The organism is Streptomyces sp. HPF1205 (assembly GCF_020400825.1).
In the GTDB taxonomy this organism is placed as follows: Bacteria; Actinomycetota; Actinomycetes; order Streptomycetales; family Streptomycetaceae; genus Actinacidiphila.
In genome coordinates, this window is the sequence record NZ_JAINVH010000050.1 from 25676 (window position 1) to 37381 (window position 11706).

The 11706-nt window shown below is 70.9% G+C and carries 13 protein-coding genes and 1 tRNA gene; 10 read left to right on the top strand and 4 right to left on the bottom strand.

What is annotated here, in order from left to right:
- Positions 1-63: 63 nt before the first annotated feature.
- The 7 genes from K7G61_RS33650 to K7G61_RS33680 all read left to right on the top strand — a co-directional run bounded on the left by K7G61_RS33650 (position 64) and on the right by K7G61_RS33680 (position 4206).
- Complete coding sequence (locus tag K7G61_RS33650; RefSeq protein WP_225850944.1) at positions 64-651, top strand: DUF2637 domain-containing protein; 588 nt, start codon at positions 64-66, stop codon at positions 649-651.
- A gap of 16 nt (positions 652-667) precedes the next feature.
- Positions 668-859, top strand: a complete 192-nt coding sequence (locus K7G61_RS33655) for a mobile element transfer protein (protein WP_225850945.1) — start codon at positions 668-670, stop codon at positions 857-859.
- Positions 860-875: 16 nt separating this feature from the next.
- The gene (locus K7G61_RS33660; protein WP_225850946.1) at positions 876-1070 is read left to right on the top strand and encodes a hypothetical protein; all 195 of its coding nucleotides are present in this window, start codon (positions 876-878) and stop codon (positions 1068-1070) included.
- Positions 1071-1096: 26 nt separating this feature from the next.
- Positions 1097-1387 carry a hypothetical protein gene (locus K7G61_RS33665; protein ID WP_225850947.1) on the top strand — a complete coding sequence of 97 codons (291 nt, stop codon included), beginning with the start codon at positions 1097-1099 and terminating at the stop codon, positions 1385-1387.
- Between the two features lie 155 nt (positions 1388-1542).
- Complete coding sequence (locus K7G61_RS33670; RefSeq protein WP_225850948.1) at positions 1543-2817, top strand: replication initiator; 1275 nt, start codon at positions 1543-1545, stop codon at positions 2815-2817.
- Positions 2810-3022 (top strand): helix-turn-helix domain-containing protein, encoded by a 213-nt coding sequence (locus K7G61_RS33675; RefSeq protein WP_225850949.1) that lies wholly within the window; start codon positions 2810-2812, stop codon positions 3020-3022. The genes K7G61_RS33670 and K7G61_RS33675 overlap by 8 nt, the downstream gene beginning before the upstream one ends.
- On the top strand, positions 3022-4206 hold the full coding sequence (locus K7G61_RS33680; protein WP_225850950.1) for a tyrosine-type recombinase/integrase: 1185 nt from the start codon (positions 3022-3024) through the stop codon (positions 4204-4206). Before K7G61_RS33675 ends, K7G61_RS33680 begins: the two co-directional genes overlap by 1 nt.
- 54 nt (positions 4207-4260) lie before the next feature.
- On the opposite strand, the gene K7G61_RS33685 is transcribed toward K7G61_RS33680, so the two are convergent.
- Positions 4261-4331 (bottom strand) — tRNA-Gly (locus K7G61_RS33685).
- Positions 4332-4777: 446 nt separating this feature from the next.
- Between K7G61_RS33685 and dcd the strand changes: the two genes are divergently transcribed.
- Positions 4778-5353: a dCTP deaminase gene (gene dcd / locus K7G61_RS33690; RefSeq protein WP_225850951.1), complete on the top strand. Its 576-nt coding sequence runs from the start codon at positions 4778-4780 to the stop codon at positions 5351-5353.
- A gap of 12 nt (positions 5354-5365) precedes the next feature.
- On the opposite strand, the gene K7G61_RS33695 is transcribed toward dcd, so the two are convergent.
- From K7G61_RS33695 to K7G61_RS33705, 3 genes are all read right to left on the bottom strand, one after another.
- Positions 5366-5839: a DUF2000 domain-containing protein gene (locus tag K7G61_RS33695; protein WP_225850952.1), complete on the bottom strand. Its 474-nt coding sequence runs from the start codon at positions 5837-5839 to the stop codon at positions 5366-5368.
- 126 nt (positions 5840-5965) lie between these two features.
- Positions 5966-6811, bottom strand: a complete 846-nt coding sequence (locus K7G61_RS33700; protein ID WP_225850953.1) for a Yip1 family protein — start codon at positions 6809-6811, stop codon at positions 5966-5968.
- Positions 6812-6980: 169 nt separating this feature from the next.
- Positions 6981-9239, bottom strand: coding sequence for a (Fe-S)-binding protein (locus K7G61_RS33705; protein ID WP_225850954.1), 2259 nt, complete (start codon positions 9237-9239; stop codon positions 6981-6983).
- Positions 9240-9571: 332 nt separating this feature from the next.
- Here K7G61_RS33705 and K7G61_RS33710 point away from each other — a divergent pair, with 332 nt between their 5' ends.
- Entirely contained in the window at positions 9572-10444 is an 873-nt protein-coding gene (locus K7G61_RS33710) for an LCP family protein (RefSeq protein ID WP_225850955.1), read from the top strand.
- 265 nt (positions 10445-10709) lie between these two features.
- A partial coding sequence (locus K7G61_RS33715; protein ID WP_225850956.1) for an Hsp70 family protein occupies positions 10710-11706 on the top strand: 997 nt, incomplete at its 3' end.

Genomic DNA, 11706 nt, shown 5'->3' on the forward strand with positions numbered 1-11706 from the left:
GCGCACCCGCGCCAACGAACTCAACGCCGCCGGCTGAACCCCGGCAGAAAGGACCGGACCGCCATGCGCGCTCGCCTGGCCCGCGTTGACGCGGTGTTCGTCCAAGCGGTCATCGCCGCCTCGCTGTCCTTCGCCCACCTGCACGACATCGCGGGCGTGGCCGGACAGTACGGCTGGAAAGCCTGGGCCTACCCGGTCTCCGTCGACCTGCTGCTCGTCGCGGCCTGGCGTCGGCTCCGTACTGGTACGGGCAAAGGCGCGGCCTGGTGCTGGTTCGTGGTCTCGCTGGCCGCCTCCCTCGGCGCCAACATCGCCACCGCCGGGATGCTCAACCTCCACGCCGTACCCGCATGGCTGCGCATCCTCGTCGCAGGCTGGCCGGCCGTGGCCTTCCTCGGCGGAACGCTCCTCGCCCACACCCCCGCCCCACAGGCCGAACCGGCTCCGGTCACTCCGCCTCCGGCCGAACCAACCGCCGACCCCGTGCCCGTGAAACCCGGCCCCGCCGTCCCGGCCGCCCTGGTCGCACACGCCCGCAAGGTCGCCGCCGACCACCAAACCCGCACCGGCAACGCCATCGACACCCCGACCCTCCGCGCCCGCCTCGGCGTACCCGCACCACTCGCCGAAGCCATCGGCGCCCAGCTCTGAAAGGAGAACACCGCCCGTGCCCGCCAACCGCCGCTTCCGCCACCTCGTCCGCATCGGCCCCGTCCAGGTCGGCACCGCCTACGACCAGCGGGGCCGCGAGAAGCACACCGCCGCCTGCACCGCCCCGCGCTGCGGCTTCTCGACCGAGTACGACTCCCGCGCCGCCGCCGAACTGGCCGCCCGTACCCACCGCTGCCCCGCCCGCTGAAAGGACCGTCCCACCCGTGACCGTCAGCCTGCCCCTGGTCGCCGTCCTCGGCATCATCGCCTGGGCCGCGATCAAGTTCCTCGGCATCCGCCTGTGGGTCGCCGTCGTCATCGCACTGTTCGGCTTCTACCTCGCCCACACCGTCCTCGCCCCCGCCATCGACACCAGCACGCGCAACGGCGTCCAGATCGTCAACGGCAAACACACCTAGACGAGTAGTTGAGAGGAGCCCCCGTCGTGTTCCTGAGCCCCAAATTCGCCCCGCCTCCGGCCGTCCCGACGTCCCAGCCGGCCCCGCCGGTCGTTCCCGTCCAGCACACGCACGCACCCGCCTGCCACTGCCAAACCGGCGCTCCGGCCCGTCGTACCGCACCCACCCTCGGCGTGATCGCGGGAGGTGCGGCCGTCGTCGTCACGGTCGGCGTCGTCCTGACCGCGCTCCTGGTCGCCGTGACCGTCGCGGCCGTCTCGGTCGCCGTCGTCGCCGTGGTCCTGCGCTCGCTGCTCACGCCCCCGCGTCAGCGCTGACCTGTCCGAACTGCCGGGGCGGCACCGATACCGCCAAGCATCCGCCGCCCCGGCAGCCGTACTCCACGAACCGCAGTCCGTGAAGGAGAACCATCATCACCCGCGCAACCCCGCCCCCGCTGCCCGAACTCGGCGCCCTGGCCGCCCTCGGCACCATGCCGGAACTCCTCCGGCAGCTCTCCGGCCTGGGCGGCTGCACCCACCCCATCCGCCTCGACGGCCACCGCACCGAACACGCCCTCGACACCACCACCGGCGAAATCGGCGCCGTCCTGCACCGCATGACCTCCGACCGGCTGCCCGCCGGCCACCTCCTCGTGCGCTGCAACAACCGCCGTACGACTCGTTGCCCGGCGTGTGCGGAGACCTACCGCCGCGACACGTTCCACCTGATCACCGCCGGACTCCGCGGCGGCAAGGGAACCCCAGAAGACGTCGCCCACCACCCGCGCGTCTTCGCGACCTTCACCGCCCCCGGCTTCGGCCCCGTCCACAACCGCCCCGACTCCGGCCGCTGCCGCTGCGGAACTGAGCACCCCGCCGACGCACCCGAACTCGGCACACCGCTGGACCCCGACACGTACGACTACGAAGTTGCCGTGCTCTGGAACGCCCACGCCGGGGCTCTGTGGCGCCGATTCTCCATCTACCTGCGCCGCGAGATCGCCAAGCGCGCCGGACTCTCCCAACGCGCCTTCCGCCAGCACGCCCGCGTCTCCTTCGCCAAGGTCGCCGAGTACCAACGGCGCGGCGCCGTCCACTTCCACGCCGTCATCCGCCTCGACGGCCCCGACGGCGGCACCACCCCACCGCCCGCCTGGGCCACCGCCGACATGCTGGCCGACGCCATCCGCGCCGCCGCCGCAACCGCCCGCGTGACCGGTCCCACCCTCGACGGCCGCAAGCACACCTTCGCCTTTGGCCGCCAGCTCGACGTACGCACCATCCGCGGCGCCGACTTCACCGGCTCGGCTGAACTGACCGACCGGGCGGTCGCCGCCTACATCGCTAAGTACGCCACCAAGGGCGCTGAGACAGCGACCGGCACCCTCGACCGTCCCATCCGCTTCCTGGCCGAACTCGCCCACCTCCACCTCACCGATCACGCCCGCCGCCTGATCCGCACCGCATGGACCCTCGGCGCCCGCAAAGACCTCGAACACCTCCGCCTGCGCGCCTGGGCTCACATGCTCGGCTTCCGCGGCCACTTCTCCACCAAAACCCGCCACTACTCCACCACCCTCGGCGCCCTCCGCACCGCCCGCGCCGACTACCGCCGCGCCCAAAACGGCCAGCAGCAACCCGAGGAAACGACGTACGTCCTCTCCCACTGGACCTTCGCCGGCACCGGCCTCACCCCCGCCGAAACCTGGCTCGCCACCTCCCTCGAACCCGCCCCCGGAACGGAAGGAGAACCCACCCATGGCTGAGCGCTTTCTGTCCGTCGCCCAGGTCGCCGAACTTCTGGGCACCACCGAGCGGTTCCCCCGCCGCCTGGTCGCCGAGCGGCGCATCACCTTCGTCAAGGTCGGCCGTCACGTCCGCATCCCGGAGAGCGCGCTTGCGGCCTTCATCGAGGCGAACACAGTGCAGCCTGCTCGGCGCCGTCGGTCCGGGCTGAGGAGGGCTGTCTGATGGCTGCCAAGAAGAGGGCGTTCGGGCGCATCCGCAAGCTGCCGTCCGGGCGGTTCCAGGCCCGTTACCTCGGGCCTGATGGCGTCGACCGACCGGCGCCGCACACCTTTGCGACCAAGAAGGACGCTGACGACTGGCTCGCCGATCGGCAGAGTGAGGTGAGGTCCGGGCGCTGGCAGGACCCGGCTGCCGGGGCCGTCAACTTCGGTGAGTACGCGGTGCGGTGGATCGAGGAACGGGGCCTGGCCGCCACGACGGATGAGCTGTACCGGCGACTGCTGCGGCTTCACCTCCTGCCAACCTTCGGCGGGCTGGACCTCGACGAGATCACTCCGCCGGCCGTGCGGACGTGGCGGGCCGAGCGGCTGGCCGCGACCGGGTCAACGACCGTAGCCAAGTCGTACCGGCTTCTCAAGGCGATCCTGCAGACGGCGGCCGACGATGAACTCATCCGCCGGAACCCCTGCCGGATCCGCGGGGCCGGGAAGGAATCGGCACCCGAGCGGCCCATCGCCACCGTCGCCCAGGTCGACGCGCTCGCGGACGCCATGGGGCCGCGCTGGCGGCTGATGGTGTACCTCGCCGCGTACGGGCCGGCGCGCCCGGAGGAGCAAGCGGCTCTGCGGCGCCTGGACGTCGACACGGAAGATGTGGGCGTGTGGATCCGGTCGGCGGAACCCGAGCTGGCCACCGGGCGGCGCGTGCCTGGCGATACCAAGTCCGCGGCCGGTCGTCGTTTCCTCGCTCTCCCGGAATTCATGCGCAAAGACCTGGTGCGGCATCTCGCCTGGTACGCCGAGAAGGAACCGAATGGCCTGCTGTTCGTGGGGGAGAAGGGTGCTCCTTTCCGCCGGTCGACCTTCGGGCGGAAATGGCGGAAGGCGCGGGCGAAAGTCGGCCTGCCCGACGACTTCCGTTTCTACGACCTGCGGCACACCGGGCACACCCTCTCGACCCGCTCGGGTGCGACCCTCAAGGACACCATGGTCCGCGCCGGCCAGTCCTCCGAGCGGGCGGCCCTGATCTACCAACACTCCGACCACGACCGCCAGAAGGAGGTGGCCGCAGGCATCGACGCCCGGGTGCGGAACGAGCGGCGCAAGGCTACGGAAGGCGCCGACGCGAATCCAGAATCCGTGCCCGACGCCAACCAATCGGGCACGGAACGGGCACGGAATGCATAATCCGGTCTAGACAACGAATAAGGCCCAGGTCTTCGACCTGGGCCTTTTCTTCCGAGCGGATGACGGGAATCGAACCCGCGCTCTGAGCTTGGGAAGCTCATGTTCTACCATTAAACTACATCCGCAAAAGCGCGCCCTGGGAGGGTGGCTCGTAGAGCGAGTGTAGCGCATCGGGTGGGGGCCGGGGGTGTGGTCAGGGGGTGTCGGGGGAGGGCGGGGAAGGGGTGTGGGGGAAGGGGTTCGGGGGTGGGGGGGTAGGTTGAGGGTGGGCCGGGCGTGGTGGTGCTGGGGAGGATGGGGGATCCCCTAATGTGGGGGTTTGTCGGCCGTGCCGGGAGTTGGGGAAGGGACTTCATGGAGCGCAGCACGCTGGTTCGTTGTGCCGAGGGGCATGTGTTCAGTACGGCTTCGTTTCCCTTGCAGCGGTTGGGGGCCCAGCGGTTGGGGCCCGCGCGGCTGGTGAGGTGTCCGAAGTGCGCGCGGCTGCGGCACGCCGTGCCCGTCGGGGCAGGGGACGGGCGGGGGTAGGTGCGGGGGCTGGGGGCGGCGTCGATGGCGTTAACCTCGTGGCGTGCTTCTCTCTGACAAGGACATCCGGACCGAAATCGACAACGGGCGCGTGCGCGTCGACCCGTTCGAACCGTCGATGGTGCAGCCGTCGAGCATCGACGTGCGCCTGGACCGGTTCTTCCGGGTGTTCGAGAACCACCGGTATCCGCACATCGACCCCGCCGTCGAGCAGCCGGACCTGACACGGCTGGTGGAGCCGGAGGGGGACGACGCCTTCATCCTGCATCCGGGGGAGTTCGTGCTGGCCTCCACGTACGAGGTCATCACGCTTCCGGATGACATCGCCTCGCGGCTGGAGGGCAAGTCGAGCCTCGGGCGGCTCGGCCTGCTCACGCATTCCACGGCCGGCTTCATCGACCCCGGCTTCACCGGGCACGTCACGCTGGAGCTGTCCAACGTCGCCACCCTGCCGATCAAGCTGTGGCCCGGGATGAAGATCGGCCAGCTGTGCCTGTTCCGGCTGACCTCGCCGGCCCAGTTCCCGTACGGCTCCTCGCGGTACGGCTCGCGCTACCAGGGGCAGCGCGGGCCCACCCCCTCCCGCTCCTACATCGGCTTCCACCGCACCCAGGTGTGAGCCGGGCGGCGCTCACGGGTGCATCCGCGCGCCCTTCATCACCTTGTCCACCCCGTTGCGCGGCCCGTACACGGCCAGTCCGGCCACGTCCAGCCCGGCCGTCGGCACCGCCCGTACCGCCGCGCGGTTGTCCCGGTCGTTGCCCGTCGCGAACAAGTCGTACGTGAAGACGGTCCGGGGCAGCGACCGCGACAGGGCCCGGGCCAGGGCCGTCGCCAGCATCTGCCTCGTGCCCTCGAAGACCAGGACCGGCTGCCGGAACATCGGCAGGTACGGTACGCCGTCCGCGTCCTCATAGGGCTCTCCGACCACCTCGGGCAGCACCGTGCCCAGGCCGCTGACCAGGAACGCCGTCGCGTTCAGCCGCTGCCACGGCTCCAAGTCGTCCCGCAGCAGCACCGCGATCTTGGTGTCGAAGCGTACGGGGGCGTGGGGGGCGTCGGGGGTGGGCTGCGGCGTGGTGTCGGTGCGCGGTTCCGTGTGCATGCCGCCACCCTCGCGCCGGGCCCGGCCGCCGGTCTTGTACGTTCCTGGCGGACCGCCGCACCGCCCTTCCGCACCGCCCCCGGGCCGGCCGCCCGGGCCGTCCGCCCGGCCCGCCCGCGCGAGCCGTCAGATCAGCGCCAGCTTGAAAAGGATCAGCAGGGCCACGAGCTGGATCGACGAGGCGGCCAGGGCCTTGCCCCACGGCAGGTCGTGCGACTTGCCGACCATCGACGTCAGCAGCGCCGCGCACGCCAGCCAGGTGAGCCAGCCGACCAGTTGGACGAAGCCGTTGCCGCCGCCCAGGAAGAGGGCGAAGAAGAGGCGCGGGGCGTCCGTGAGGGACGTGATCAGCATGGCCAGGCCGATGGTGGGCGCCCATGCGCCGTCGCCGCCCAGCTGGCGGGCCAGCGCGTTGGTGACCGCGCCCAGCATCAGTGTGCCCAGGACCACCGCGACGCCCGTGGTGAGGACCCACGGGATGCTGGTGGACAGGGTCGACGAGAGGACGTCGTGCCGGGCCTGGTCGAAGCCGAAGACGGCGAGCAGGCCGTAGACGAAGGTGACGGTCAGGGCCGGGCCCCACAGGGTGTGGTCCCGCATCTGCCAGAAGGTACGGCCAGGGTGCCGCACGATGCCCTTCAGCAGCGGTTTCCAGGGCAGCCTGGGCCCCGCGGGCGGCGCGCTGGACTGGCCGGCCCGGTAGGTGGCCACGTTGTCGTACGCGTCGGGGTCGGGGTACCCGCCGTACTGCCCGTCGTCCCCCGGGGCGTACGTGCCGTGCGGGCCCGCCGCGCCCGCGACGGCCCCGTCCGGCATCGTGAACGCCCTTGTGTGGCCGGGGGCGTCGTCGTGGCCGCCCGGCTGCCCGTACCCCGCGGCAGGCTGCCCGTGCCCAGCGCCCGGCTGCCCGTACCGCGGCGGGTGGCCGGTCCGTTCGCCACCCGCACCCCGTTGTTCCCTGAAACCAGCCACGCCTTCGAACGTACCCGTTCGGCCGCATCCGGGCGCCGCGGTCCGTACGGAACCGTCCCTTTGCCACCAACCTGTGACACGTACGCGGGCGCGGCCCGCGCCGGCGCGCCCCGGCCCGCGCGCCCGCGCGCAACCCGGGACCGCACCGCGCGCGCCGGCGGGCGCCCCGTCACGCCCCCGCGGGCTCCTCCTCCGTCACCGCCGTGCCCGCGGCGGCGACCGGCGTCCGCACGGAGTCCAGCAGGAGCTGGGCGACGTCGACGACCTGGAGGCTCTCCTTGGCGGCGCCGTCGTTCTTCTTGCCGTTGACCGAGTCGGTCAGCATGACCAGGCAGAAGGGGCAGGCGGTGGAGACGATGTCGGGGTTGAGGGAGAGAGCCTCGTCGACGCGCTCGTTGTTGATGCGCTTGCCGATCCGCTCCTCCATCCACATGCGCGCGCCGCCCGCGCCGCAGCAGAAGCCGCGCTCCTTGTGGCGGTGCATCTCCTCGTTGCGCAGGCCCGGCACCTTGGCGATGATCTCGCGCGGCGGTGTGTAGACCTTGTTGTGGCGGCCCAGGTAGCAGGGGTCGTGGTAGGTGATCAGGCCCTCGACGGGGGTGACGGGGACGAGCCTGCCCTCGTCGACCAGGGTCTGCAGGAGCTGGGTGTGGTGGATGACCTCGTACTCGCCGCCGAGCTGCGGGTACTCGTTGGCCAGGGTGTTGAAGCAGTGCGGGCAGGTCGCGACGATCTTCTTGGACGCCTTGGGCTTCTTGGTCGCGGGGTCCTCGTCGTCCTCGCCGAACGCCATGTTGAGCATGGCGACGTTCTCGGCGCCAAGTTGCTGGAACAGGAACTCGTTGCCCAGGCGGCGGGCGGAGTCGCCGGTGCAGTTCTCCTCGCCGCCCATGATGGCGAACTTCACGCCCGCGATGTGCAGCAGCTCGGCGAACGCCTTGGTGGTCTTCTTGGCGCGGTCCTCCAGGGAACCGGCGCAGCCGACCCAGTACAGGTACTCGACCTCGGTGAGGTCCTCGATGTCCTCGCCGACGACCGGGACCTCGAAGCCGACCTCCTTGACCCAGGCCAGGCGCTGCTTCTTGGGCAGGCCCCAGGGGTTGCCCTTCTTCTCCAGGTTCTTGAGCATCGTGCCCGCCTCGGAGGGGAAGGACGACTCGATCATCACCTGGTAGCGGCGCATGTCGACGATGTGGTCGACGTGCTCGATGTCCACCGGGCACTGCTCGACGCAGGCGCCGCAGGTCGTGCACGACCACAGGACGTCGGGGTCGATGACGCCGTTGGCCTCGGCGGTACCGATCAGGGGGCGCTCGGCCTCGGCGAGCGCGGCGGCGGGGACGTCCTTCAGGGCCTCGGCGGAGGCCTTCTCCTCGCCCTCCGCGGTCTTGCCGCCGCCGGCCAGCAGGTAGGGCGCCTTGGCGTGCGCGTGGTCGCGCAGGGACATGATCAGCAGCTTCGGCGACAGCGGCTTGCCGGTGTTCCAGGCCGGGCACTGCGACTGGCAGCGGCCGCACTCGGTGCAGGTGGAGAAGTCGAGGATGCCCTTCCAGGAGAACTGCTCGACCTGGGAGACGCCGAAGACGTCGTCCTCGCCCGGGTCCTCGAAGTCGATCGGCACCCCGCCGCTGGTCATCGGCTGCAGCGCGCCCAGGGCGACCGGACCGGTGGCGTTGCGCTTGAACCAGATGTTGAAGAAGGCCAGGAAGCGGTGCCAGGCGACGCCCATGTTCGTGTTCAGGCCCAGCACGATCGCCCACACCATGGTGACGCCGAGCTTGATCATCGCGGTCGCGTACACGATGTTCTGCACGGAGGCGGTGCTCAGGTGCCGGAAGGCGGCGACGAGGGGGTACGAGGCGAAGTACGCGGCCTCGTAGTGGTCGACGCCGTGCAGCGCGCCCTCCAGGCCGCGCAGGGTCAGGATGGCCAGCCCGATCACGACGATCACGTACTCCACGAAGTACGCCTGCCAGGCGGTCGAGCCGGCGAAGCGGGACTTGCGGCCGGCCCGGGAGGGCAGGTTCAGCAGCCGGATCGTGATCAGGGTGAGGATGCCCAGCGTGGTGAACAGCGCGATGAACTCGGTGTAGAACTCGTACGGGAGCCAGTCGCCGATCACCGGCAGGAGCCAGTCGGCCTTGAACAGTTGGCCGTAGGCGTTGACGATCGTCAGGCCCAGGGTGAGGAAGCCGAACGCGACGAACCAGTGGGCGACGCCGATGACGCCCCACTTGTTCATCCGGGTGTGGCCGACGAACTCGCGCAGCAGGGTTTTCGTGCGCGCGGCCGGATCGTTGGTGCGGGTGCCCTCGGGCACCGGCTGGCCCAGTCGGACGAACCGGTAGATCTGCACGACGGCGAGGCTGATGAGCGCGACGCCTACCGCGGTGAGGACCAGCGACACGATGATCGCGGCGAGTTGCATGAGGGCTCCTCGGGCCTGCGCAGCCGATGCGTAGTGCGGCTTCGTACTAAGCGGTAACTTATTGGGGTCTCCGCTGAGGTTACCCGGGTTTCAGGGGGCCATAAAGCCGCGCCGCTCGTGATCTGTGTCGCGCGCGTCAAGGCCGCGATTGAAAAGCCTTTGATCGTGACAATCATGGATCAGACGGACAGCGTCAAGGTGACGGCCGACGTCCGAGGCCGACGGTACGGGCCCGGGGTCCGGGGCACGGGTTACGGGTTACGGGTTCCAGGTTCGGGGCTGCGGGTCACGGGTTCCGGGTTCGGGCCGGCGGTCGGGAGGAGGTCTGCGGGATGCGCGCCGTGCTGCGGTGGGTGGCGATCGGAGCCGGGCTCGTCCTGGTGGTCGCGGTGGCGCTGGGCTGGGCCGCGTACCGGAAGTTCAGCGGCAACATCCGCACCGACCGCGCCTCGGCGCGGCTGCTCGCCCAGGACGCCCGGCAGCGGCCCCGCGCCCTGGTGCCCGGGGCCAGGAACATCCTGGTGATCGGCGGGGACGGCCCGCGCGGCGCGGAGGGGGCCGTCCTGCTGCACCTGTCCGCCGGGCGGCGCCGGGCCACCGCCGTCGCGGTGCCGGGCGACCTGATGGTCCGCGCGCCCCGCTGCCCGCTGCCGGGCGGCGGCACGAGTCCGGTCGCGTACGAGCGCTTCGCCGCGGCCTACCGCGTTGGCGGCGCGGCCTGCTCCATCCGGGCGTTCGAGCAGCTCAGCGGCATTCGGGTGGACCACCACCTGGTGGTGAACGCGCGCGGCTTCCGCAAGATCGCCGCGACGGTCGTCGGGGGCGGGGGCGGGGGCGGGGGTGGGAGCCGGAGCGGTGTCGGTATCGGGAGCGGGGGAAGCAGGGCCGGGACCGGGAGCCGGGGCAGCGGGGGCGACCTGCTGCGCGACCTCGCCCGGGGGGCGGGCGGCGGCCTTACCCATCCGGGCCGCCTCTACGGCATCCTGGACAGCGCGACCTCGTCCATCACGGCCGACCCCGGGCTCAGCTCGCTGCCCGCGCTCTACGAACTGGCCGGCTCGCTGCGTGCGCTCCCGCCCGGGGCGCTGGCCTTCCGTACGGTGCCGGCGGCCACCGACGGCGAGGGCCGCGACGTACCGCGCGAACCGGAGGCGCACCGGCTCTTCGCGGCCGTACGGGGCGACCGGCCCCTGGACGTGCCGTAGGCGCCCGCCCGGGCGCCGGGTCGCCGGAAGCCTTGCGCCGCCCGCCCGATCGCCTCCTATGCGGCGGCTCGGACGGGGGCCCGCCGCGGGCCCGCGGCTCGGCGACCTCGCAGCCTTTGGCGCGGATTCGGCATGTCCCGCTCATGTTTGCGCGATACGAACGCCGCTAAGTTGAGTCGAGGCGACTCATGTCTGTTGACACGGGGGCCGGGCTGATGCACTCTTGAGCCAGTTCCACTCAAGTAGGCAGTTGGAGGAATCAACCATGGCACGTGCGGTCGGCATCGACCTGGGCACGACTAACTCCGTCGTCAGCGTTCTGGAAGGCGGCGAGCCCACCGTCATCACCAACGCAGAGGGCGCCAGGACCACGCCGTCCGTCGTCGCCTTCGCCAAGAACGGCGAGGTGCTTGTCGGTGAGGTGGCCAAGCGCCAGGCCGTCACCAACGTCGACCGGACGATCCGGTCGGTCAAGCGCCACATGGGCACCGACTGGAAGATCAACCTCGACGGCAAGGACTTCAACCCGCAGCAGATCTCCGCGTTCATCCTGCAGAAGCTGAAGCGGGACGCCGAGGCCTACCTGGGCGAGAAGGTCACCGACGCGGTGATCACCGTCCCGGCGTACTTCAACGACTCCGAGCGGCAGGCCACCAAGGAGGCGGGCGAGATCGCCGGCCTCAACGTGCTGCGGATCGTCAACGAGCCGACCGCGGCCGCCCTGGCCTACGGGCTCGACAAGGACGACCAGACGATCCTCGTCTTCGACCTCGGCGGCGGCACCTTCGACGTCTCGCTGTTGGAGATCGGCGACGGCGTGGTCGAGGTCAAGGCCACCAACGGCGACAACCACCTCGGTGGTGACGACTGGGACCAGCGGGTGGTGGACTACCTGGTCAAGCAGTTCCAGTCCGGCCACGGCGTGGACCTGTCCAAGGACAAGATGGCGCTGCAGCGCCTGCGCGAGGCCGCGGAGAAGGCCAAGATCGAGCTGTCCAGCTCCACCGAGACCTCGATCAACCTGCCGTACATCACGGCGTCGGCCGAGGGCCCGCTGCACCTGGACGAGAAGCTGACCCGCGCCCAGTTCCAGCAGCTCACCGCCGACCTGCTGGAGCGCTGCAAGACCCCGTTCCACAACGTCATCAAGGACGCCGGCATCCAGCTGGCCGAGATCGACCACGTGGTCCTGGTCGGCGGCTCCACCCGTATGCCCGCCGTCGCGGAGCTGGTGCGCGAGCTGACCGGCGGCAAGGAGGCCA